We start from the raw sequence: 23701 nt of genomic DNA, 5'->3' as shown, positions 1-23701 counted from the left end.
TCGAGTGTACTCGCAGCCGAAGCGCGCCGCGCCACGACGGCGGGTGCGGTCGAAAACGCGACGCGGCGCGCCGTCCGATTTGCGCGTCTGCCTCCGTTGACCAGCCGAAAGTGGTGCTAGAACGGGCCGCGCTCGAGGGGTAGGACGCCCGGAGGAGGACGCCCGCCCGCGAGGAGCAACGCACCTTCGACCGCTAGCAACGAGGCGATGTCCCGATGAAACCAGAAGCTTCGAAAGAGTCCGTGATGCCGCAGCGCTCCCACAAGGAGTACGACTTCTTCAAGGTCGTGCAGGACTACCTCGACCGCGCGGCGAAGGCGATCAACCTCGAGCCCTACGTTCAGACCATCCTGAGCCAGCCGAAGAACGAGATCATCATCAACTTCCCGGTCAGGATGGACAACGGGGAGGTGCGGCTCTTCAAGGGCTACCGCGTCCAGCACAACAACCTGCTCGGACCCTTCAAGGGCGGCATCCGCTACCACTCCAGCGTCACGCTCGACGACGTGAAGGCGCTCGCGAGCATGATGACCTGGAAGGCCGCGCTCATGCGCCTGCCCTACGGCGGCGGCAAGGGCGGCATCAAGTTCGACCCCACCTCGGTGTCGCGCGGCGAGCTGCAGCGGATCACCCGGCGCTTCACCCACGCGCTGGGCGAGAACATCGGGCCCGACTACGACATCCCGGCGCCCGACATGGGCACCAACGCCCAGACCATGGCGTGGATGATGGACACCTACGCGAACATGGTGGGCGCGGGGAACAAGCAGAGCGTCAAGGGCGTGGTCACCGGCAAGCCCATCGCCTCGGGCGGTACGCTCGGCCGCAACAAGGCCACCGGCCAGGGCATGGTCTACTGCATCGTCGAGTGGGCGAAGGCGAACGACTTCAACCTGCAGGGCGCCACCATGACGGTGCAGGGCTTCGGCAACGTGGGCTCGCACTGCGCCGTCATCCTCTCGCGCCTCGGCGTGTCGACCATCGCCGTCGGTGATCACTCCGGATATCTCTCCAACCCCGAGGGCTTCAACACGCACAAGCTCCAGGAGCACGTCGCCCGCAACGGCAGCATCAAGGGCTATCCGGGCGGCAAGGCGATCACTCGCGAGGAGTTCTTCTCGCTGAAGGCCGACATCTTCGCGCCGAGCGCGCTCGAGAACCAGATCGGCGAGGCCGAGGCGAAGGCGCTCGACGTGCGCCTCGTGGTCGAGGGCGCGAACGGCCCGACCACCCCGGCGGGCGAGAAGGTCCTCCTCGACCGCGGCATCGTGATCCTCCCCGACGTGCTCGCGAACTCGGGCGGCGTCACGGTGAGCTACTACGAGTGGGTGCAGAACAAGCGCTCGGAGAGCTGGACCGAAGAAGAGGTCGACGAGAAGCTCGAGCGCGCGATGGTCCGCGCGTACCGCGAGGTGTCCGACTTCGCGCGCGCGCACAAGCTCGACCTCCGCGTGGCCGCGTACGCCCTCGCGCTCCAGCGCATCGAGGCGGTGTACAAGGAGCGCGAGATCTTCCCGTAGTCCCGCGCCGCTCGGCGACGTCGAGGCCCGCGTCCAACGGCGCGGGCCTCGCGCCGTTTGTGCGCCGCGTCAGTGAACGGTCACGGTGATTTTGTTCTGAATTCGGACAGTTGCGAACGCAGCCCCCGCCTCGAGCCAGACCGCGCCGGCGCGCGCCCCAGGGACGTGCGCGCGCACCTCGGCGTCGTCCGTGGAGAGCGCGGCGGCGAGCGCAGGGAGCGCGTCGCGCGCGAGCGTGGGCGTAAGGCGCGGCGAGACACGCCCGCGGGCCTCGATCGCCGCCTCGAGCCCCTCGGCGGACACGCCGCTCGCCGCGAGACGGGCGCGCTCCGCCGGGCCGACGACCGCGTGCGTGTACCCGAGGGAGTCGCCGGTCCACTGGAGGCGCGCGTGGGCGCTCGCCTCGCCGCACACGCCGCCTGCGAGCGCCGTGGTCACGCGCACCTCGCCGCCGTCGGGTTCTACGCGTGCGCTCACGACGCGCGCGCTGCCCGCCCCGAGGGCCATCGCAGGCGGCCCCGTGAGGGCTCGCTCGAGGTCTGCGAGCGGCACCTCGACACCGACCGACACCTCGGCCGCGTCCGTGGCCACCGGCGCCGCGACGAGCGGCGGCAAGGCCGGCTTGGGGCCTGGCGGCTCGTCGCACGCGCGCCGGAGCTCGGGCGAGGCCTCGAGCGAGAAGTGGAGGCGCACGCCGCTCGCAGAGGCCGACGACGGCCCCTGCGAGAGCCCGGAGGGATGGACGCGGAGACAGCCAGCCCGGAGCGGCAACGCACGGGGCGCGGACAGCTCGGCCCAGCGCGCGACCAGCGGGGGCCGGAGGTCGGGCAGCCGTCGCGCGATCTCCGCTTCGACGCGGCGCGCCTCGGGCCCGAGCCGTTGCTCGAGCATCGGCGTGACGTCCACCTGCACGAGCCCGCCGAGCGCCGCGAGCTTGCAACCTCGCACGAGCGACACGGCGACCCGTGGGCGCGGGAGGCCGTAGTCGGGCGTGAGCGCGAGCGGAGCGGACACCCGCGCGACCGCCTCCGGGGAGCACGACGCGTAGCAGCCCCGCCGGCTCGTGCAGGCGCGCGCCTCGATGTGGAGCGAGGTCGTGACCACCAGGGCGTCGCTCGCCGCGTCGTACGCCACACGGAGCGGGCCCCGGTCGACGGTCATGTCGAGCGAGCCCGCGAGGCCGAGGTCGCGACCTCGCTCCTCGGCGACGCGGCGGGGGACCGAGGCCTCGAGCTCTCTCGCGATGCGGGTGAAAGGGAGATCGACCTCGAGCAGAACGTGCGAGGGCGGCCGCCGCGCGGGATCGTCCAGGCCACTCGACGCGACTGGCGGCGCGAGCGGCTCGGGGTCGCCCGCCGGCGCGAGCGCCGCAGCGCACTCGCGTGGCCCCGCGGCGTCGGCCACGCCTTGCGCGCCCGGCGCGCGCGGCGTCGGCGGAGAGCCCGCGCACGCCGCGCAAGCCATCGCCGCGAGGGCCGTGAGCACCGCGAGCCGGCGATGACCGTGTGAGAAAGACCTCTCGCGCACGGCGCGACGGTACCGCGTCCCCGCCGCGCCGTCTTCCGCCGTGGCGCATGGTAGGCTCGCACCATGCCGTACGTCTCTACGCGCATCGGGCGCTGGTTCTACGAAGAGCGCGGCGGGGCCGGAGCCGGCCCGGCGATCGTGTGCCTCCACGGCCTCTTGTTCGACGGGGGCATGTGGCGAAATCAGCTCGGCCCGCTCGCCGCGCTCGGCCGCGTCATCGTGTTCGACGGCCCGGGCCACGGAAAGAGCGAGGTGCCGCCCCTCTTCACGCTCGGCGAGCACGCCGACGCCCTCGCCGACGCCCTCGCCGAGCTGGGCGTCGACGCGTCGGTGCTCGTTGGCCTCTCGTGGGGCGGCATGCTGGCCATGCGCTTCGCCGTGCGCCACGCGACGAACACGCGGGGGCTCGCGCTGCTCGACACCAGCGCCGAGCGCGAGCTCCCCGCCTTGCGCGCCCGGTTCCGCGCCTTCGCGACGTTTCATCAGTACGTGGGCATGCCGTATTCTCTGTACGAGCGTGAGATCGCCCCGCGCATGTTCTGCCGCCGCACGCGCGAGCGCGCGCCCGATCTGGTGAGCCAGACGGGCCGCACGCTGCTCGGCTTCAACCGCCGCGGGGTGGCGCGCGCGGCGATGGCGGTCGCGGTGAACCGCACCGACGTGCTCGGTTCCCTGCCCCAGATTTCCTGCCCCACGCTCGTGCTCTGCGGACGCGACGACCGCTCCACCCCGGTGGCGAAGAACGAGAACATCGCGTCGCGAATCCCGGGCGCCCGCTTCGTGGTGATCGAGGGCGCGGGGCACATGACACCGCTCGAGCAGCCCGACGCGGTGAACGCGCAGCTGCTCCCCTTCATCGAGGGCGCGCTCACCGACGCGCGCGCCTGACCCCCACCGTTCGCTTCGGGCTCGCCGGCGTTTCGTTCCCTCGCGGCTCGTCGCGGCCTACGGTGCGGCGTTAGAAGACGACGCGCGCGACGAGCCCCAGGAGCAAGAGCGCGGCGAGGACCACGCCGCCGATCACCAGCATGTTCCCCCGCTGCACGGCCTCGGCGTCGAAGGTCTGGAGGGCGGCGCGGTGAAGCTCGAGCGCCTTCTGCGCGTTCTCGCGCTCCGCGGTGAGCCGAATCACCTCGCCGCGGGGCTCATCGAAGTCGTCACCGAAGGTCGTGGTGTCGTCCATGACGAACCGCGCGAAGTCGGCGCACACGAGCAGGTAGTCCTTGCGCACGGCCGCCGCCTTCGGGCTGAGCGGGGCCGCGGCCTCGAGGCGGCTCGCGATGGCCTCGCGCCCCTCGGTGGCGATGGCGAACTTCGCCCGCGCGTCGTCGACCCGCCGACGATCCTCGGGGGTGGCGCGCTCGCCACGCTTCCGCAGCTCGTTCAAGGCGAGGTTGAGCTCGCGCCTGAACTCCGTGGCCCGCCGGTCGATCTCGATGAGTCGATCGTTCTGCGCCTCGGTCTCGGCCCGCCGATCGCCCTCGAACGCCTTCAGCTGCTCGGCGCCCGAGCGGAGGCGCTCGATGGTGCGCTCGTAGGGGGCGCGCGCGGCGCGGGTGGCGGCCTGCGCGGTGGCCGCGCCCCGCGTCGCCATGCGAATCAGCGCCTCGTCGAGGGCGGCCTCCGCGCGCTCGAGCCCCCCGCGACACTCGGCCGTGAGGACCTCGAGCTCCGCCGTACGCACCTTCACGCGGCGCGCATACGCGGGAGTGTCCCAGATCTTCTCGGGCGGCAGACCAAACCCACCCAGCAGGCGGGCCTCGAGCGGATCGGCCGTGGGCTTCGGGCGCTTGCGGTCGACCGTGCCGGTCGCCATCGCGACCCCGGGCGACGCCGCAACGATGGGCTTGTGCTGAATGTCGAGCTCGAGCGAGATGCCAGGCGACGCCGGATCCACCTCATAGACGATCTGACGAGCGGTCTCGCCCACGGGGCCGACCGCGCAGCGCGGGCATGGGCTGCCTGGCGCCGAGAGCGGCGTCGCGCAGCGGGGACAGGTCTCCATGGATGAAGGGTACCAGTCGCAGCACACCCCGTGCCCAAATACGGCGACGGAGCCAAACGGCGCGGCGCGGGGCGCGTGTGCCGAGCTTCGTGCCCGGCTCAGGGCACGGCGCGCTCGAACGTGTCGCGCACGCCGCCCGCGGCGTCGATGACCGTGCCGCGTAGCGAGGGCCCCTCCACCTCGAGGAGCACGCCGTGGTGAAAGGCACCTGCGCTCTTCCGCGACGCGCAGTAGTCGCGCCCGAGGTTCTTGTTGGGATCGCCCGGTCGCCCGCCGCCTCCGCCGGAGGTGACGTAGGTGACGCTCCCGAGCTCGAAGCGCTCGTAGGCGTGGAGGTGCCCCTGGAGCACGAGCAGGACCTTGTTCTGGACGAACAGCGGCTCGTAGAACGTCCGCGCGACGGGGTTGTCGCCCTCGTCGCCGCAGCTCACGAAGGGGCGGTGGAAGTACACGACGGAGAACCGAAACCCGGGGAGCGTCGTGACCTTGGCGCTCTCCTCCTCGAACCACTTCGACTGGGTCGACCCCGGGCCGATCGCCTCCTCGGTGGCCAACACGAAGAAGTGGACCCCGCCCGATTCGAAGCGATACGCGGTGTCGTTCCCCGGAAGGCCCGTGCGACCAAAGTACCTACGAACGTAATCTTCGTATTCGGACGGCTTCTCGTACTCGTGATTGCCAATCGACGGAAAGAAAGCGCCTTGGCGCAGCATGGGCGCCACGCGCGGGCTCCACGACGCCCAGGTCTCGAGCGTGGAGTCGTAGTATTGAATGTCGCCGAGATGGAGAGTGAAGTCGAAGCCCCGGGGAATCGCGCGCGCGAGCACCTGCTCGGTGGTGTCGCCCAGGTTCGGGTTGGTGTCGCCGATCGCGAAGAAGCGCAGCGGCTCGCCGCTCTTGCGCGCCGTGCAGAAACGCCCGGTCGCGGCCTTGTCGGCGGCGAGCTCGTAGCGGTAGCAGGTGGAAGGCAGGAGCGACGCGGCGCTCACCTCGTGGTTGTACCAAGTGCCGGCGAAGTCGGGAGTCGCCTTGGGGTTCAATGGGGCCGTGTGGGTGACGGTGATCACTGACGTCGACTCCTTCGAAGAGAGCGTGCGGCTCTCCCCGCCCGCCTCCGGAGCCAGCGTAACCGCGCCCGAGACGCCCGCGCGGCACGCCTCGAACCGGATGCTCGCCGCGCTGCCGGTCACGCCGACGACCCACGGCCCCTTGCTCACGCCCGAGGGTGGACAGGGAATACCCGCGTCGGCGTCCTCCTCGGGGGCAGGCGCGCCGGCCTCCTCCGGCGGCGAGGAGGCCGGACCGGCGAGCGTAGCGGAGCCGCAGGCGAGCATGAAGAGCGCCGGGGCGGCGGAGACCATGGCAGAGACCAGGCGGGCGCGGAAGAGACGTGACATGGCGATCCTCGGGAGCGGCGGCGGCGCGGCGAGCACCGGGGACAGTACCACGGCGTGCCCGCCGCTCCCCGAGCTTGGGACGATCCGCGCCGCGTGCGAGCGCCTGGGAGGTACACTGGCCCGTGCGTCCGACGGTCGCCCTGCTCCCGCCACCCTCACGAGGCCGCGTTCCATGCCCGCATCACCGCCACGGCTCCGTCCCCCCCCCGCGCCGAAACGGCCGCGGCACGCGCTGTCCCTTCTCGCAGGCACCGCGGCGCTGGGACTCACCCTAACGATCGCCCCCTCCGCGGGCGCGACCGGCATGCAAGGCCACATCTACATGGCCCAGTGCGCGGCGGAGCAGACGACCGATCCGCGCCTTCGCGCCGTGCTCGACGCGCACCCGATGCACCTCGCGAACGGCGGGTACTTCCCCGACTCCGGCTACACCGCGAGAGACCACGACCAGGGCGAGGTGGCGCACTGGGAGCCGTTCGTGCAGGCGTACATTCAGGTATTTCGCGAGCGCTACAAGCCCCCGTTCACGCCCGAGGCCTCGCAGCACCTCGCGTTCCTCATGGGCCTCGCGGCGCACGGGATCACAGACTCCACGTTCGATTCGCTCCTCTACGCGCGGGCCGAGCAGGTCGACGGCGGCGACTTCGACAGCTTCGACCTCTCGATGGACGTGTTCATCGCGCACGACAAGCCTCGCTATTTCGTGCCCGAATACGCGTACGACGCGCAATACCTGTCGGCGGTGTTCGGCAGGGTGCCCCACCCGGTCCCCACGGAGAACATCACGCAGGCGATGACCACGGCGCGCACCGGGCTCAGCGCCGTGGCGGGCCTTCTTTACGCGGGCGCCAACGATTACGGCAAGCGCTACCCGTGGGCGCGCGCTCACGTGTTCGAGCCCCGCACCGGCGGCAGCTACCCGCACGGCGCGGCGGTGGTGGCCGGGTACTACCGCGAGCTCATGAAGCGGCTCGAGGGCGACACGTCCGCCGACGGGCTGCTCATTGGCACGTATCCCGACGAGCACCGCCGCCTCGCGACCCTCGACCCGACGCGCGCGGATGGCCGCGTGGTGCTGTTCTTCGGGCACGGGCTCGACCGCGCGTCGATCGGGGAGAGCGTCGTCGTCACCGACGGCGCGGGCGCCGTGGTGCCCGCGAAGGTGGCGCCGTTCCGCGGCTCGACCTATCCCAACGTGTTGACGGTGACGCCCACGAGCAAGTGGCAGCCCTCCACGCGCTACACGGTCCGTGTCGCGAAGACCGTGCGCACGCTGAACGGCGCGTCGCCGACGAAGGACCTCGAGCTCACCTTCGAGACCTGCGCCCCGAAGACTCCGGGGGGCGACTGCGGCGAGCCCGACTACCCCGCCCCCGCGTCGGCCTGCCCCAAGCTCGACGCGAGCTTCAAGACCCGGCCCGGGCAGGAGCCCGAGGCGCCCGCCGAGCCCGCCGACGCGGGCCCCCCTCCGGCGGCGAACGGCACGAACCCCTCGTCGGGCTGCGCGGTGGCGTCGCCGGAGCCGAGCCTCGGGGCGCTCGCGTGGCTCGGCCTGCCGCTCGCGCTCGCGTGGCGCAAGCGACGCAGGGCATCGTAGGACAGGGTGACGACGGCCGCCGCCCGCGCTGCACGACCCCGCCCGAGCCCCGCGGGAGGCTGGGTGAACGCGGGTACCCGGGCTATGTTTCAGAGTGAAGCACGATGAGACGAGCGCAAGAGATCTGCTCTGTGTGCGGGCTCGACCCGGTCGTCGGCTCCGCGTCGCGACCGTCGCGCATCGTCGCGCAGAGCGCCGCGATGCAGGCGGTGTTGAGCCGCGCCCACCGCTTCGCGGACGCCAGCGCGCCGGTCGTCATCCTCGGTGAGAGCGGGACGGGCAAGGAGGTCGTGGCGCGCGCCCTGCACGGGAGCAGCTCGCGCAGAGACGCGCCCTTCGTCGCCGTGAACGTCGCCGCGCTCCCCGCCGAGCTGCTCGAGTCCGAGCTCTTCGGTCACGCTCGTGGAGCGTTCACCGGCGCAGCGACCGCGAAGCAAGGACTCTTCGAGGTCGCTCATGGCGGGACGCTCTTTCTCGACGAGGTGGCCGAGATGCCGCTGCCGTTGCAGGCGAAGCTCCTCCGCGTGCTCCAGGATGGCGAGATCCGGCGCGTGGGCGAGACCCACTCGTTCGGCGTAGACGCGCGCGTCGTGTGCGCAACTCATCGCGATCTTGCCGGGCTCGTCGAGCGCGGGCTCTTCCGCGAGGACCTGTACTACCGGCTCAACGTGCTGAGGCTGCGCGTGCCGCCGCTCCGTGCTCGGCCGGAGGACGTGCTCCCGCTCGCGCGCACGTTCCTCGCCCACGAAGGGAAGGGCCAGCTGGCCTTCACGGCCGCAGCGAAGAATGCGCTCGCGCGCCACACGTGGCCCGGCAACGTCCGGGAGCTCTCGAGCGCCGTCAAGCACGGGATCGCGCTAGCTCGCGACGGCGTGATCGACGTCGAGCACCTCCCGGAGGAGCTCATGACCCCGCGGTCCTCGGAGCCGCCCGCCGCCCGCGCGGCGACCCCCGATCTACGAACCCTCGCCGAAGTGGAACGGGCGCACATCCTGCACGTCGTGGAGGCGTGCGGCGGCTCGCAGGTCGAGGCCGCGCGGCTCCTCGGGATCGGCCGCAGCACACTCTGGAGGAAGCTGCGCGAGTGAGCGGCCGCCGTCAGCCCTTCTTCGCGAAGTCGATGACGATCTCGCCTGGAGCGCGGCTCACGTAGGCGATCTCGACGTTCGATCCGTAGCGCGCCTGGAGCTGGTCGAGGAGCGGCAGCGGATCGTGGTCGTTGCAGAAGCGCATCGTCTCGCCGGGGCGAAGCGCGTCGAGCGCCCCGAAGATGGCGGAGTGACGGAAGCGTTTGGCGATGCCGCGCGCGTCGAAGGGATAAAGCTGGTCGGCTTGCAGGTGCAGATGGGGGCTTGCCACGTGAAGTTCTCCTGTCGTGTTCGGGTGTTCGGGTCTCGTGTCACCGTCCAAGATCCGCGCCTGCGCGAGGAAGCTCGGCCGGGGGGCGACGTGATCGCGTGCTCACCGGCTCCGAGTCGCGATGGGGCGCGAGCAGGAGCGCGTGCTCGGGGTCACGTCGACGCTGGCGCGCTCGCGCGGGCCGCCTTGAAGCGCGGCGCGACGACGTGGGTCTCGAGGTGCACGTGGCGCAGCGTGTCCATCTCGAGCGCCGCGAGCTCGCGCATCAGCGTGCGATAGCTGCCGCAGGCCCAGGCGGGCGAGGTGTAGTCGTCGGCCTGCGCACGTAGGCGAGCCAAGAGGTCCCCTACTTGCAGGTGATCCTGCTGCGCGCTCGCGAGCTCTGACGCCACGAGGCGGTCGTCGGGCTGCTGCGCGGTGAGCGCGGGGAACAGCACGGCCTCCTCTTCGCGCAGGTGTGGTTCGAGCCGCTCGGCGAGCTCGCGGAACGTGTCGCGGATGCCGAGCAGCTTCGGGTTGTGCTCGCCGTGCACGCGCGCCACCTTCGTGGCGAGCGGCTCGAGGAACGGAAGGGCCTCGTAGAGGTACGCGTGGTGACGCGAGACGATGAACGAGACGAGCTCGGCGGTCGACATCGCGCGGGGATCGGGCTCATGCCGCTCCTCGCGCCCGGCGATCGCGCGCTCTAGGTCTCCGCAGACCACCTCGAGGTCGAGCCCCTTCTCCGCGCATGCGACGGTCAAGCTGCGGTCGCCGCGGCAGCAGAAGTCGACGCGGTGGTCGCAGAAGACCTTCGCGCACTCGGAGTGCTCGAGCACGATCTCGGCGATGGTGGACTCTCGATCGATGGGCATGACGCGCTTCCTTCCAGCTCAGAGGGCGCCCCCCCAAAGCACGCGCCGTGCCGAATACGAAATCGCGCGATCCGGCGGGCGCTCGCCTATTTGAGCGCCCAACAGTGTCTCATCTTGAAACATGTCCACGGCCGAGGCTGCCCGGATGGCGCTCGCGACGGTCCTCCCCGAGCTCGCCGCGACGCCCGGCACCAAGCCACGACGCTCACGTCACGGAGGCGTGACCGCGAACGTGGCGAACGCGTTGGTCATCGTCGGCTCCGGCTTGCCGTCGGGCGACGCGCCGTCGGTCGTGTAGTCGCGGCCGTTCACCTTCAGCTTCACGTAGGCGTTCGCCGTGACGCCCGCGCGCAGGCCCGGCAGCGTCGCCGCGCAGCGCGCGCGCGCGTCGCAGGGCATCGGGGTCCACGTGATTCCGTCGGTGGAGCCCACCACCTCGACCCCCGCGATGGCGAGCTGCGGGGCACCGTTCATGTCCTTCAGCTGGAGCCCGGGCACGACGGGCGGCCACACCATCCCGCCCTCCTGGATCGTGGAGAGGAAGAGGCCGAGCTCGGCGCCGCTGGCGCTCGTGCTCAAGCGGTCGCGGAAGAGCATGTACTTTCGGTTCGTCGGCTTGCCCATCGACATCATCTTGTCGGCGTCGCTCTGCAGCGCCTTGTGGGTCGTGTCCGCGCCCTTGGGCGGACTCACCATCAGGTCGAGCGTCGCCTGCGCCTGCGCGCCGACCGCGACGCCGAGCGACCACTGGCCCATCGCGCCTCCCTTGTCGTCGACCGACGCCATCGGGAAGAAGAGCGTCACGTCGTAGGTCCCCGGCGTGGAGCTCTCCTTCACCGCGTCTGCGGGCACGGGGGCGCCGTGCTTCATCATCGGCATCGTCATGAGCGGCGCGACCGCGATCGAGTCGGCGAGGCCCGGGGCCGGCGCGCCGCTCGCTCGGGCCTTGAGCCGCAGCTGCAGGGTGCTCTTTCCAACGACGAGGCCGGCGCCGACCTGGACATACTCGACGTCGTAGCTGGACCCCGGCGCGGCGGCGTCGGCCCCGACCTCGGCCACGGAGCTGTCGAGCGAGGAGCCGCTGTCGGGCGAGGAGCCACCGTCGGGCAAAGCGCCGCCGTCAGTCGCGACCGGGGTGCTGGAGCAGGCGAGGAGCGCGAGCGCGGCAAACGCGGCAAGCGCGGCAGGGACAGGGAGCGTGGTGGAACGTAGCTTCATGCGCGCAACTTGGCACGCGATGAGCCCCCGGGCAGCGTGGCATGTTGTCGCACGACGCGTCTCCCGCCGCAGGCGGCGTGCGCGGTGCGGTCGCCAGCTCCTAGCTAGGGCGTGCGTGCCTCGGCGAACCAGTAGTGAAACACGGTCAATGCGCCGTGCGCGGCGACGAGGGTGAGCTCGGTGTGCGCCGTCGCGGCCTCCGCGGGGATCTCGAAGGGTTCTTCGGTCCACTCGCCGGTGCTCGCGGTGAAGCCGCCCACGTCGCGCCCGCCCGCGAGCACGCGCACAGTCACGTCGCCGTCGCCGTCGCTCGCGGCGCGCAGGCGCACGAGCCCCACGTGGCGGCGCCCCGCGGCGAGCCTCGCCCAGAACGCCTCGCGCCTCCGGTTCGTGCGGGCTCCGTCGGCCACGCGCCGCGCCGCCGCGCCCTCGCCGAGCCCCCCCGACTCCGCGACCTGCTCGCCCTCGGCGGCCCCGAGGAGCGCGTAGTGGTGCTCGGACTCGGACTCGAGGTCGCCCACGTCGAGCGCGTCGACGACCGGAGGGAACCCGGAGACCGGCGCCTCGCCGGTGCCCAGCAGCGTGTAGTCTGCACGAAACAGCTGCATGCTCGGGCCGCCCAGGATCGACGCGTCGCGCACGGTCGCCTCGAAGAGCCGCTCCCCGAGCACGGGGGGGCACGAGAGCCACTCGGGATACACGGCGAAGTGGGAGGGCAGCGCGACGCGCGTCGCGGGATCACGCGCGAGCCGCTCGTAGTGCTCGAAGCGCGACCCCGGCCCAGCGACCCAATAGCGGGCCTCGCTCGGCGTGGTGAGCCCCACGATATCGAAGGTCTTTCGCTCTCCGAAGTAGGCTATCGCGCCCGTGTCGTTCAGACCCACGCGCGCGTCGGGCGGGAGGCGCTCGCGCACGCGGCGGGCGACCTCACCGTGCTGCCGCGCGATGGCGCTCGCGGAGTTGGCCACGTCGTCGATGACCCAATCGAGCCTCATCGCGAACATGCCCGCGACGCCGAACGCGAGGGCCGGACCGGCGACGGCGTAGCCGCGCCCCGCCCGCGAGAGGAGCGCGCCCACGAGCTCCGCCAGGCACGCAATCCCGACGAGCCAGCCGGACGCGAAGGGCCACAGGTAGCGCAGGCGATTGGCGAGGAACGTCACGTAGGCGCACGGCGCGAACATCGCGAGGGCGAGCGCGAGCACCGCCATCGCGCGATCGACCTTGCGCGCCATCACGCCACGGATCGACACGGCGAGGAGCCCCGCGACCGCGATCCCGGCGCCGCCGCGGGGGAGAAACTCGGACGACCACACCTCCCCGTTCAAGATCGTGCGAAATAGCACCCGCGCGTTGGCGCTGAAGGTGGCGCCGAGCGGGTGGTACGGGTTGCCGATGGCGAGCTTGACCTGCGTGGTGCTCGACGTGGCCTTCCCCGTGAGCGCGAGGAGGAGCAGCGGGGTGAGCGCCAGGCCGATGAGTGGGAGCAGCCCTTCGAGCCGTCCGACGAGACCGGAGCGGCGCGGGTTGGACACCACGGCGAGGGCGAGCAGCGCCGACGCGAGCGCCCCCTCCGGCCGCATGAGCGGCGCGGCGATCGCCAGCGCGCACAGCTCGAGCCACGCCGACCGAGTGCGCCCGGTCGGGCCCGCCTCGCACCACTCCGCCCCGCGGCGCGCCGAGCGCGCGAGCAGCCACGCGAACGGGATGACCTCCATGCCGCTGGCGGCGCACCACACGTGCCCGCCGAAGGTGAGCACCATCGCGCCCGCGCCCACCGCGACCGTCTCCGACACGAGCCCTCGCGCGAGCTTCGCGGTCTCGTAGGCGAGCGCCGCGAGGCACGCGAACGACAAGACCCACGCCGGCCACATGAGAGCGTCGCCGCGAAACCCCATCGCGTAAAACGGCGCGAGCACCGCCGGCCACAGCTGGCTCGTCGCCCCGGTGGAGATGGGCTCGCCGGCCTGAAAGCGCATGGGGTGGCCCTGGACGATCGCGCGCGCGTACTGAAAGTGGATGTACGTGTCGTCCAGCGAGGCGGCGGCGTGCCCCGTACGGCGCAGGACGGCCCGCAGCGTGAAGAACGCCACGACCAACGTCGGCAGCGCCGTCGGCGCGGCGCGGGTGAGGAGACGCTGAACGCGCCCCTCGAGGTCAAGCGCATCGACCGCCATGGAAGCGTCGCACGCTACCACACGCGCGCACGCGCACACGCACGCGCGACAACACACCTCGGGCCGCTGGAGGAGCGCCCGCAGGGGCAACGCCACGACAAAAATGGCGAGCCCGGCGCCGAGGGGGGCCGGGCTCGCAGAAGCCGTCGAAGCGGCTCGACTACTTCTTCATCGAGCCGGGGGCAATCTCGCCGGTGCGAGGGTTGACCGTCACGTTCTCGTCCTTGTCGTACTCCCCCCGGTGGCCGACGTCGTTGAACGTGTAGGCGAAGAAGATGCCGATGAACCCAACGCACGCGAGCACCATGAGGCCGTTGAACTTGGCGTCGTGGCGAATGTGCATGAAGAACATCACCACGAGCGAAGCCTTCATGCTCGCGATGATGACGACGGCGGCCAGGTTCAGCCGGCCGAGGTCGACGTACGACTGCCCCACCGTGAGAGCGGTCAGCGTGAGCAGTGCTCCGAAGATCCCTATGTAGAAGGGAACTGAGGAGACGTGCGTGTGAACGGCGCCGTCATCGTGATTTTCGTGTGCGCTCATGGTCGTTCTCGCTCGCTCAGATGAGGTACATGAGGGGGAAGAGGTAGATCCACACGAGGTCGACGAGGTGCCAGTAGAGGGCGGCCAGGTCCACCGGCGTGAAGAACTCCTTCGAGAAGTCGCCGCGCCAGTTGCGGATGTAAATCCAGATGAAGATGCCAATCCCGATCACGACGTGCAGACCGTGGATGCCGGTCATGACGAAGTAGAGCGAGAAGAAGATGTGGGCGTTCTCGGGCAGCGGCTCCGCGCCCTGCTTCAGGTGCTCGGCGTTCGGGTGAAAGAGGTCGCCGGGGAGCAGACCCGCGTGGAACTTGTGCGTGTACTCGAAGTACTTGATCACAAGGAACATGCACGCGCAGAGGATGGTGATCACGATGTAGCGCCCGGTCTCGGCGCGCTTGCCGAGCTGGGACGAGCGCACCGCGAGCGCCGCCGTGAAGCTCGAGAAGAGGAGCACCACCGTGTTGGTCGCGCCCATCTCCTTGTTCAGCTGGTGCGACGCGGCGACGAACATCTCCGGATACCAGTTCCGGAAGACGCCGTAGGCGACGAAGAGCCCGCTGAAGAAGAGAATTTCCTGGACCAGGAAGACCCACATTCCGAGCTTGGCCGTCTCGAACTGCTGCAGCGGCGTGTCGAAGTGGTGCTGAAGCCACTTCGGGCCGTGGTGCCCGTGGTCGTCGTGACCGTGCCCATCGTGTCCGGGCGTTTCGTGGCCTTCTGCGGCCGCGGCTTCGGTGCTCATGAGTGTTATTTTCCGAGGCGAGCGTGAGTCGAGAGTGGCGAGAGGTCGGGGATCCGGCGGGGCGTACGCCACGGCGCGACGGGGGTCGCGCCGCGACGCTCAGTCCTCGCTCAGCTCCTCGTCGGTGGCAAGGTGGTACTCGTACGGGCCGCGCGTGATGACGGGCGTCTCGGTGAAGTTGTAGAGCGGAGGCGGCGTCGCCGTCTGCCACTCGAGGGCCGCCGAGCCCCACGGGTTGCGCGGAGACTTCGCGCCGCCGAAGAGCGAGCGGGCGAAGTTGATGAGGAGGATGACGAAGCCGACGCCGAGCACCCACGAGCCCATCGTGGAGATCTGGTGGAGCCCCTGGAACTCGGGGAGGTAGTCGTAATAGCGGCGCGGCATGCCGCGCGAGCCGAGCACGAACTGCGACATGAAGGTGATGTTGAAGCCGATGAAGACGAGCGCCCACCCGGCGATGGCCGGCTTCTCGTCGTAGAGCTTGCCGGTGATTTTGGGCCACCAGTAGTGGAGCCCGCCGACGAAGCCCATGACCGTGCCGCCCACCATGACGTAGTGGAAGTGCGCGACGACGAAGTAGGTGTCGTGGAGGTGGACGTCGACGGCGAGGATGCCGAGGAAGAGGCCCGTGAGGCCGCCGATCGTGAAGAGGAAGATGAACGAGAGCGCCCACAACATGGGCGACTGGAGCGATATGGAGCCCTTGTAGAGCGTGGCCACCCAGTTGAAGACCTTCACGCCCGACGGGATGGCGATGAGGAAGGTGAGGGCCGAGAACACCATGCTGGCGTACTGGCTCATGCCGGCGACGAACATGTGGTGACCCCACACGAGGAAGCCGAGGAGCGCGAGGCCGAGGGAGCTCATCGCGATGAACATGTAGCCGACCGGCTCGCGGCGGCTGAAGGTGCCGATGAGCTCGCTCACGACGCCCATACCCGGGACGATCATGATGTAGACGGCGGGGTGCGAGTAGAACCAGAAGAAGTGCTGGTAGAGGACGGGATCACCGCCGAGGCGCGGGTCGAAGATGCCCAGGCCGAACGCGCGCTCGAGGGTGAGCAGGAGCAGCGTGATGGCGAGCACCGGGGTCGCGAGGACCTGAATGATCGAGGTCGCGTAGAGCGCCCACGTGAAGAGCGATAGGCGGCGCCACGACATGCCCGGCGCGCGCATCTTGTGCACCGTCGCGATGAAGTTCACGCCCGTGAGGATCGACGAGAACCCCATGATGAACGCGGCGAGCGTCATAGGAACGACGGCGCTCTGGGAGCCGACGAGCGACGACGAGCTGTACGGCACGTAGAAGGTCCAGCCGGTGTCTACGCCGCCGTTCACCATGCTGTAGAGGCCGAAGCAGGCGCCGAAGATGTAGACGTAGAGGCTGAGCAGGTTCAGCTTCGGGAAGGCGACGTCTTTGGCCCCGAGCTGAATGGGGAGGATGATGTTGCCCATCGCCGCCGGGATGGACGGGATGATGAACAGGAAGACCATCACGACGCCGTGGAGCGAGAACATCCTGTTGTAGGTGTCCTGGTCCATGATCGTGCGCCCCTTGGTGAGGAGCTCGACGCGCAGCACGAGCGCGAAGATCCCCCCCGCCAGGAAGGCGATGAGCACGGCGACGAGGTACATGACCCCGATCCGCTTGTGGTCGAGGGTTACGAGCCAACTCCCGATACCTCGCTTGACCTCGAGGTAGTTCTTCTCGTCGTCGGACGCGTGTCCGTGATCGCCGGTGTGAGGTGTAGTGACGGCTGCCATGGCGTTCTCCGAGTCCCCTTACTTGACCGACTTGATGTAGGCGATGATGGCGTCCATCTGGGCGTCCTTGAAGACGAAGGGCGGCATCTGCACCGACTCGTAGCCGGAGACGATCTTGGCCTGCGGCTTCGCGATGGATTCACGGAGGTAGTTGTCGTCGGCCATCATTTGCCCAGCGGTCGTGGGCTGCATCGTACCGGCGATGCCCTTCAGCGAGGGGCCGACGATCTTGGTTCCGTTCATCGAGTGGCAGGCGTTGCAGCCGTTCTTCTTGAAGAGCGCCTCACCCCACTTTGCCGGCCCCTCGACGCCCAACTTGGCGTACTCATTCGGGATCTTGCTGAGCTCGTCGAGGTGGGCCTTGTAGTCCTGCGCGCTCACCACGTGGATCTTGGCGAGCATGTAGGAGTGATCCTTGCCGCAGTACTCGGCGCAGAACACCGGAGCGTCACCGATCTCGTTCGGGGTGAAGGTGACGTAGCTGTACTGGCCGGGCACCGCGTCGCGCTTGGCGCGCATGGCGGGGATGAAGAAGCTGTGAAGCACGTCCTCCGAGGAGAGGATGAGCTTCACGGGCTTGTTCACCTCGAGGGTGAGCTCGTTCGGCTCGTTGTCGCCGGTGGGGTACTCGAAGCTCCAGCTCCACCGCTTGCCGCGGACGCGGTACTCGCGGGCACCCTCGGGCACCATGGTGTTTCGCGCGAAGACCTCGTAGCCCCAGTGGAAGAGGAAGACGATGAAGATCAGCGGGGTGATCGTCCAGAACAACTCGAGCTTCGTGTAGTCCTGGGTGGGCTCCGCCTTCACGCCCTTTTGGCGCCTGTACTTCACCGTGAACGCGACCGTGGCCACCGTGATGACGACGGTGAACACGAGCGAGAAGTAGTAGGTGAAGTTGTAGAGCCAGTCGATTTCGGCGGCGCCGGTCGACATGGCTGGAGGCAGCTGGAAGCTTTCTTGGGGTACAATCATCGTTCGTTCTCGGGGGCGTGACGGGTCCGCACCTGCAAAAGATCGCGGAGAGAGCGCGGGGAGACCGCGGGGAGACCGCGGGGAGACCTAGGAGGGCGTGGCAGCCGCCTCGCGGGGGGGCCGGGTGTGCGTGGGCTCGAGAGCCGCGAGCAGGCCGCCCTTGTTTCGCTCGCGGAGCCAGAAGAGGGACAGCATACCGCCGAGGAGGAGCGCCGTGAGCGCGCCCCCCACCTGCATCACGCGAGTGGCCACCAGCACGTACCGACCGCCCTGGGGATCGTAGTGATAGCAGTAGAGGATGATCTGCTCGACGGTGGAGATGCTCCGCCCCTCCGACGCCTCCAACAGCCCGAGGCGCACGTCGTTCGGGTCGAACTCGAGGCCATAGAGGTAGCGAGCCATCTGGCCATTCGGCTTCACGAGCATCATGACCGACGGGTGCGCGTACTGCTTCTGGCGCTCGTCGTACTGGTAAGTGAAGCCCGTGGCCTCAGCCACGCGGTCGATGTTGGCCTTGTCGCCGAGCAGGAAGTGGAACCCTCGCCCGTCGCCGCGGCCGTAGTCTCTCACGATGCTGTCGCGCTTGGCGGCCGCGCGCGCGGCGGTGTCGTTCGGGTCGATGCTGATGACGACCATGTCGAACTCGGCGCCGACCGACCACTGCACGCCCTGGAGCGCGCGCGAGGTGGCGCTCAGGATCATGCTGCAGAGGACGGGGCACGAGTGGTACGCGAAGAGCAGCACCACGGGCCGCTTGCCGTCGAACATCTGCCGCAGCTCCACCGGCTTGCCGGCGAGGTCACGGAACTTGGCGTCGAGGGGGAGCCCCTGGTCGAGGTGCTCTTTGACGGCCACGTGCTTGAGCTCCTCGGGCATGCCCTCGGGCGTCGGCGCCGTGGGCCCCTGCTCCATGAAGCCCTGCGCCCGCGCCGGCCCCGCCGCGCTCATCGCGAACGCGAACGCGAACGCCGCGAGGAGCGCGCGGCCGCGGCGGAGCAGGGAGGAGGTGGAGGGGGCGGAGGGCATGCGGGCTATGGCGAGCGCTCTGGGCGCCTCAGGGGCAGTGCTTGGTCACGTTGATCGTGATCCGGCGGTTCACGTTGCGTAGGGCCTCGAGCTTCTCGGGGCCGAGCTTCTTGGCCTCTTCAGAGTCGGGGTCGGGCTCGGCGACCGCCGGCTTGGTGGAGCCCGCGCCGCTGGTCGCGCCGATGGCCGACTCCCGGACGCCCGCGGCGACGAGCGCCTTCTTGACCGCCACCGCGCGCTGCTCGGAGAGCTTCAGGTTCTTGTCGGCTGCGCCCTCCTTCGAGGTGTGCCCGGTGATGTCGAACGTGAGCTCGGGGCAGCCCTGCGAGAAGGCGACGAGCTCCTGGAGCGCGGCAGCGCTGCTCGGCTTCGTGCCGTCGACCTTGTCCGTGCCAGGCACGAAGTCGATGTCGTTGAAGCTGAGCGAGCCGCCGTGCTTCTGGAGCTCCTTCTCCTGCGCGAGGCGCGCCTCGTGCCCGGCCGACGCCTTGCACGCGGCCAGCTCGCCCGAGGACGGCACCGCGAGCGCCTTCTTGGGGGCCTTCGACCAGCCCGTGAGCGGGCCGAGGTCCTCGGAGGGCTGCGGGGCGAGGTCGGCGGGGCGCGACTTTGCGAGCTCCGCCATGGCCGCGGTGATCGGCATCCCTGTCTGAGTGAGGTGCTTCTGCTCGCCCTCGCGGAGCTGGACCAGGGGCTCGTGCGTGGCGGGGAGCTTCTCGGCCGCGACGGCCTCGTTCACCGACACGAAGTAGGAGTCGAGCCCGAGCTTCACGCCGATGAGGCACAGCACGACGATGGAGCCGATCTTGAAGATGAGCGCGTTGCGGGGTTCTGACCTGTCGTATGCCATGATTCGCTTTCCCGCTTTCAGGCCTGCTCGAAGGCCAGGGCGCGCTTGAGGCGCGGATCGCCGACCGGGATGAGCTGGTGCTTGCCCATGAAGTAGAACACCGCCGCGAAGTACACGCCGCCGACGCCGGCGACGCAGGTCAGGTCGAGCCAGTGCGGCGAGACCTCCTTGGTGAGGTTCGGCAGGATGAACCAGTAGATGTCGATGAGGTGAACCACGAAGAGCCACACGGTGCCCATCTTCAGAATGCCCAGGTTCCGCTTCGCGTGGCGGGAGATGAGCATGAAGAAGGGGATCACGAAGTGGGCTGCCATGAGGCCAATGCTCACGATTCGCCAAGAGCTGTCCGCCTGGCCGAGACCACGCGTGTGGTAGTAGGTGGTCTCTTCGGGGAGGCCGGCGTACCAGATGAGCATGTACTGGGAGAAGCCGATGTAGGCCCAGAAGCCGTTGAAGCCGAAGAGGAGCTTCCCCATGTCGTGGAAGTGCTCGACGTTCACCATGCCCTTGAGCGGACCAGAGTCGCGGAGCGACATGGTGAGGAAGATGAGCACGGCGAACGCCGCCACGGTCGAACACGAGAAGAGGTACACACCGAAGATGGTGGAGAACCAGGCCGGGTCGAGGCCCATGACCCAGTCGAACATCGCGAACGTGAGACTGAGCCCGAAGGCCCAGGCCGCGAGGGGCGACACGCGCGCCGCAGCGACGGTGTCCGAGGGGTCCTTCGTCGTGTCCTGGCGGGTGGAGATGCGCAGGAAGCCGAGCCCAAGGGCGCACCAGATGGCCAGGTAGGCCGCGGCGCGCACGAGGAAGAAGGGCTTCTGGAGGAACGCGGTCTTGGCCGCGAGGGTCGCGGCGTGGGCGACGTGGTGCGGGTCCGGAGCGCCCGCGCCGTGCTCGCCGTGGGCAGGGGCCGACGCGGCATGCTCCTTCGCGGGCGCCGCAGCGCCGTGCCCGGCGGCCGCCGGCGCGGCGTGCTCGGGGGCCGCGCCGTGCTGCGCGGCCTGCGCCTCGGCCACGAGGGCGATCGAGGCGTGGTGCTCGCCGCCGCCGCCGTGCTCACCGGCGCCGTTCCACCACGGGAAGAGGTGGCCGGCAGAGAGGAGCACCGGGACGAACAGCACCGGGAACGCGACGAGCCCGGCGGCGCAGAACTCGGCGACCCGGCGGACCGTCACGCTCCAGCCGGCGCTGGTCATGCGGTTGATGAGGATGAAGAACACCGAGCCGAGCCCCACGAGGAGGAACGCGACGAAGGCGAACAAGTAGGAGAACGCGAAGCGCTTCGCGTCGATCGCGAGCCCGCCGAGGGACGCGGCGAGGCCCGCCCCGCCCACGCCAGCGGCGATCTTCCAGGCGTTCGCCCAAGGCGTGCCCTCGATGGTGTAGACCGCGTCCTTCTTGGGGGAGGACTTCTTGGATTTCTCGCTCACAGCGTCGGCTCCTGCGGCACTTTCGCCTGGCTGAGCTGGAGCGCGCGCACGTACGCGACGATCGCCCAGCGGTCGTTGACCTGAATCTGCGGGTAGGCCGGCATGTTGTTCTTGCCATTGGCCACGGTCGCGTAGAGCTGACCGTCGGGCATGTGGCGAATGCGGTCTTGGTGGAACGTGGGGGGCGCGAAGGCGCCCGCGCCGCCCGCGACGGCGCGCTTCTTCACCATGCCCTGCCCGCTGCCGGTGGCATCGTGGCATGGGGTGCAGAAGATGCCGTAGCGCTCCTGTCCACGGAGGAGCGTCTGCTCCATGCCGCCGTGGGCCTCGACGACCGACTTCGGCACCGTGAGCAGATAGCCCATGTTGTCGTCGGTGCGGCCGGTGGTGACGGTGCGATCGGGGTCGCGCTCACGCGGCACGGTGCCCTCGGGGATGGGGCGCATCGTACGCTTGTCGTCGAAGTAGGGGCTCTCCTCCTGCACGTCGTACCGGGGCTGGTCGTACATGTTGCGGATACCTACGATGGGCGACTCCTTGCTGGTCTGGCCGCGGCAGCCGGCGAGGCCGGCGGCGAGGGCGACCAGGGCGAGCGGGGCGAGCGCGGCGGCCGCGGTTCGAGCGAGCGGGCGAGGCTGAGTGCGAGGCATGCGGTTCGAGCGCTTCATCCGTGCGCCTCCTCCTCGGAGGGCAGGCCGCCCTCGTTGTCGTCATACACGAGCTCGACGTGGTCGGCGTGGCACTGCTCGAGCAACTTCTGGGTCTTCTCGAGATCGAACTTGGGGTCCTCTGCCTCGATGCCGATGAAGAACTTGTCGTCACTGCAGGAGGAGAAGCGCTCCGAGTTGAAGATCGGGTGGTGGTGCCGCGGGAGCTTGTTGAGCCCGAACATCCCGAACACCGACGCGAACGCCGAGAACAAGACCGTGAGCTCGAACATGATGGGGATCTGCGAGGGGAGCGAGTACCCCGGCTTCCCGCCGATGACGAGCGGGTAGTCGACGCCGTTCATCCACCACATCATGAAGAAGGCGACCGTCGTGCCCGTCATGGCGGCGCCGAACACGATGGGGCCGAGCTTGCTCTGCTCGAGGCCCATCGCCTTGTCCATGCCGTGCACGGGGAACGGCGTGTGGGTGTCCCAGGTCTTGTAGCCTGCGTCGCGCACCCGCTCGGCGGCGTGCAGCACGGCGTAGGCCGTGCCGAACTCGGCGAGGATCAGGGCGGGCTTCTTGTCTTTGTCCGACATCACTCAGCCTCCGCGGCGACCGGCTCGCCGCCGTGGCCGTGCTCGTCGTCGTGCTCGCCGCCGGTATCGCCAGGCGCGTTGGGGTCATAGTGGGCGTCCGCCTCGGGGAGCGTGGCCTTGACCTCGGCGATCGCGATCATGGGCACCCAGCGGATGAAGAGGAGGAACAGCGTGAAGAAGAGCCCCAGCGTGCCCAGGTAGATGAAGATGTCGACCAGGGTGGGCCGGAAGTATCCCCACGAGGACGGGAGGAAGTCGCGGTGGAGCGACGTCACGATGATGACGAAGCGCTCGAACCACATGCCGATGTTGATGAGGATCGACACCACGAACATCACCGGGATGCTGGTGCGCATCTTCTTCGACCAGAACACCTGCGGGGAGAGCACGTTGCAGGAGACCATGATCCAATAGGCCCAAGAGAAGGGGCCCGTGGCGCGGTTGACGAAGAAGATGTAGCGCTCGTACTCGTTGCCCGAGTACCAGGCGATGAAGAACTCCATCGCGTAGGCGTAGCCGACGAGGCTGCCCGTCGTGAGCATGATCTTGTTCATCAGCTCGAGGTGCTTCATCGTCACGATGCTGCGCAGGCCGTACACCGCGCGGGTGATGAGCATGAGCGTCATGACCATCGCGAAGCCCGAGAAGACAGCGCCGGCGACGAAATAGGGCGGGAAGATCGTGGTGTGCCAGCCCGGCATGAGCGACGTGGCGAAGTCGAACGAAACGACCGAGTGCACCGAGAAGACCAGCGGGGTCGAGATGGCCGCCAGAATGAGGTACGCGCGCTCGTAGTTCTGCCAGTGGCGGTTCGCGCCGCGCCAGCCGAGGGCGAGCGCGCCGTAGACGCGGCGGCGGATCGCGGTGCGCGCGCGGTCGCGGAGGGTCGCGAGGTCGGGGATGAGGCCGACGTACCAGAACAGCGCGGAGACCGTGGCGTACGTGGAGACCGCAAAGACGTCCCAGATGAGCGGGCTCTTGAAGTTCGGCCACATCTGCATCTCGTTCGGGATTGGCAGCATGTAGTACGCGTACCAAATTCGCCCGACGTGAATGCCGGGGAACACGAGCGCGCAGAGCACGGCGAAGATGGTCATCGCCTCCGCGAAGCGGTTGATGCTCGTTCGCCACTTCTGGCGGAACAGGAAGAGCACCGCGCTGATGAGCGTGCCGGCGTGACCGATACCGATCCACCAGACGAAGTTCGTGATGTCCCAGGCCCAGAAGACCGGGGCGTTGTTGCCCCAGACGCCGATGCCGGTCCAGAAGAGGTAGCCAATGGCCAACCCCATGATGCCGGTGAAGTTGAAGGCGAGGAGGAAGCCAATCCACCAGCCGCGCGGCGCGGGGTTCTCGGTGACCCGACAGACCGTCTCGCTGATCGACTTGATCGTGGTGCCCTCGCCGACGAGCGAGACTTCACCGATTTCTTTGATGGGAAGATGCGGGCTGCTCATT

Annotated in this window: 21 protein-coding genes; 4 read left to right on the top strand and 17 right to left on the bottom strand. The window is 69.3% G+C overall.

Annotation, left to right across the window (positions count from 1 at the left end; all coding sequences use genetic code 11):
- Positions 1 to 245: 245 nt before the first annotated feature.
- On the top strand, positions 246 to 1520 hold the full coding sequence (locus tag IPQ09_19360) for a Glu/Leu/Phe/Val dehydrogenase (protein MBL0196340.1): 1275 nt from the start codon (positions 246 to 248) through the stop codon (positions 1518 to 1520).
- Positions 1521 to 1589: 69 nt separating this feature from the next.
- Here the strand turns inward: IPQ09_19360 and IPQ09_19355 are convergent, their stop codons facing one another.
- Positions 1590 to 3047: a DUF4403 family protein gene (locus tag IPQ09_19355; GenBank protein ID MBL0196339.1), complete on the bottom strand. Its 1458-nt coding sequence runs from the start codon at positions 3045 to 3047 to the stop codon at positions 1590 to 1592.
- Between the two features lie 63 nt (positions 3048 to 3110).
- On the opposite strand from IPQ09_19355, the gene IPQ09_19350 reads away from it, so the two are divergent.
- Positions 3111 to 3935 carry an alpha/beta hydrolase gene (locus tag IPQ09_19350; protein ID MBL0196338.1) on the top strand — a complete coding sequence of 275 codons (825 nt, stop codon included), beginning with the start codon at positions 3111 to 3113 and terminating at the stop codon, positions 3933 to 3935.
- A gap of 70 nt (positions 3936 to 4005) precedes the next feature.
- On the opposite strand, the gene IPQ09_19345 is transcribed toward IPQ09_19350, so the two are convergent.
- Positions 4006 to 5052: a hypothetical protein gene (locus IPQ09_19345; protein ID MBL0196337.1), complete on the bottom strand. Its 1047-nt coding sequence runs from the start codon at positions 5050 to 5052 to the stop codon at positions 4006 to 4008.
- 98 nt (positions 5053 to 5150) lie between these two features.
- On the bottom strand, positions 5151 to 6449 hold the full coding sequence (locus tag IPQ09_19340) for a metallophosphoesterase (protein MBL0196336.1): 1299 nt from the start codon (positions 6447 to 6449) through the stop codon (positions 5151 to 5153).
- Between the two features lie 304 nt (positions 6450 to 6753).
- On the opposite strand from IPQ09_19340, the gene IPQ09_19335 reads away from it, so the two are divergent.
- Together IPQ09_19335 and IPQ09_19330 are read left to right on the top strand one after the other, a co-directional pair.
- On the top strand, positions 6754 to 8046 hold the full coding sequence (locus IPQ09_19335; GenBank protein ID MBL0196335.1) for an Ig-like domain-containing protein: 1293 nt from the start codon (positions 6754 to 6756) through the stop codon (positions 8044 to 8046).
- 104 nt (positions 8047 to 8150) lie between these two features.
- Positions 8151 to 9134, top strand: a complete 984-nt coding sequence (locus tag IPQ09_19330) for a sigma-54-dependent Fis family transcriptional regulator (protein MBL0196334.1) — start codon at positions 8151 to 8153, stop codon at positions 9132 to 9134.
- 10 nt (positions 9135 to 9144) lie between these two features.
- On the opposite strand, the gene IPQ09_19325 is transcribed toward IPQ09_19330, so the two are convergent.
- From IPQ09_19325 to nrfD, 14 genes are all read right to left on the bottom strand, one after another.
- On the bottom strand, positions 9145 to 9405 hold the full coding sequence (locus tag IPQ09_19325) for a DUF2249 domain-containing protein (protein ID MBL0196333.1): 261 nt from the start codon (positions 9403 to 9405) through the stop codon (positions 9145 to 9147).
- Between the two features lie 152 nt (positions 9406 to 9557).
- The gene (gene ric / locus IPQ09_19320) at positions 9558 to 10259 is read right to left on the bottom strand and encodes an iron-sulfur cluster repair di-iron protein (GenBank protein ID MBL0196332.1); all 702 of its coding nucleotides are present in this window, start codon (positions 10257 to 10259) and stop codon (positions 9558 to 9560) included.
- 210 nt (positions 10260 to 10469) lie between these two features.
- Positions 10470 to 11477, bottom strand: coding sequence for a hypothetical protein (locus tag IPQ09_19315; GenBank protein ID MBL0196331.1), 1008 nt, complete (start codon positions 11475 to 11477; stop codon positions 10470 to 10472).
- Between the two features lie 104 nt (positions 11478 to 11581).
- Positions 11582 to 13654 carry a hypothetical protein gene (locus IPQ09_19310; GenBank protein ID MBL0196330.1) on the bottom strand — a complete coding sequence of 691 codons (2073 nt, stop codon included), beginning with the start codon at positions 13652 to 13654 and terminating at the stop codon, positions 11582 to 11584.
- 160 nt (positions 13655 to 13814) lie between these two features.
- Positions 13815 to 14198, bottom strand: coding sequence for a cytochrome C oxidase subunit IV family protein (locus IPQ09_19305; GenBank protein ID MBL0196329.1), 384 nt, complete (start codon positions 14196 to 14198; stop codon positions 13815 to 13817).
- Positions 14199 to 14214: 16 nt separating this feature from the next.
- Positions 14215 to 14946 carry a cytochrome c oxidase subunit 3 family protein gene (locus tag IPQ09_19300; protein ID MBL0196328.1) on the bottom strand — a complete coding sequence of 244 codons (732 nt, stop codon included), beginning with the start codon at positions 14944 to 14946 and terminating at the stop codon, positions 14215 to 14217.
- 99 nt (positions 14947 to 15045) lie between these two features.
- On the bottom strand, positions 15046 to 16710 hold the full coding sequence (locus tag IPQ09_19295) for a cbb3-type cytochrome c oxidase subunit I (protein ID MBL0196327.1): 1665 nt from the start codon (positions 16708 to 16710) through the stop codon (positions 15046 to 15048).
- 18 nt (positions 16711 to 16728) lie between these two features.
- Positions 16729 to 17682 (bottom strand): cytochrome c oxidase subunit II, encoded by a 954-nt coding sequence (gene coxB, locus IPQ09_19290; GenBank protein MBL0196326.1) that lies wholly within the window; start codon positions 17680 to 17682, stop codon positions 16729 to 16731.
- Positions 17683 to 17769: 87 nt separating this feature from the next.
- Positions 17770 to 18708, bottom strand: coding sequence for an SCO family protein (locus IPQ09_19285; protein MBL0196325.1), 939 nt, complete (start codon positions 18706 to 18708; stop codon positions 17770 to 17772).
- Positions 18709 to 18736: 28 nt separating this feature from the next.
- Positions 18737 to 19558, bottom strand: a complete 822-nt coding sequence (locus tag IPQ09_19280; protein ID MBL0196324.1) for an OmpA family protein — start codon at positions 19556 to 19558, stop codon at positions 18737 to 18739.
- Positions 19559 to 19575: 17 nt separating this feature from the next.
- The gene (locus tag IPQ09_19275) at positions 19576 to 20994 is read right to left on the bottom strand and encodes a hypothetical protein (protein MBL0196323.1); all 1419 of its coding nucleotides are present in this window, start codon (positions 20992 to 20994) and stop codon (positions 19576 to 19578) included.
- Positions 20991 to 21644, bottom strand: coding sequence for a cytochrome c (locus tag IPQ09_19270; GenBank protein MBL0196322.1), 654 nt, complete (start codon positions 21642 to 21644; stop codon positions 20991 to 20993). Before IPQ09_19270 ends, IPQ09_19275 begins: the two co-directional genes overlap by 4 nt.
- Before the next feature lie 14 nt (positions 21645 to 21658).
- Positions 21659 to 22243: a DUF3341 domain-containing protein gene (locus tag IPQ09_19265; protein ID MBL0196321.1), complete on the bottom strand. Its 585-nt coding sequence runs from the start codon at positions 22241 to 22243 to the stop codon at positions 21659 to 21661.
- On the bottom strand, positions 22243 to 23700 hold the full coding sequence (gene nrfD, locus IPQ09_19260; protein MBL0196320.1) for a polysulfide reductase NrfD: 1458 nt from the start codon (positions 23698 to 23700) through the stop codon (positions 22243 to 22245). The genes IPQ09_19265 and nrfD overlap by 1 nt, the downstream gene beginning before the upstream one ends.
- Between the last annotated feature and the right edge of the window lies 1 nt (position 23701).

It is taken from the genome of Myxococcales bacterium (genome assembly GCA_016720545.1).
Lineage (GTDB): Bacteria > Myxococcota_A > Polyangia > Polyangiales > Polyangiaceae > JAAFHV01.
This window is presented reverse-complemented; position numbering and strand designations above follow the sequence as displayed.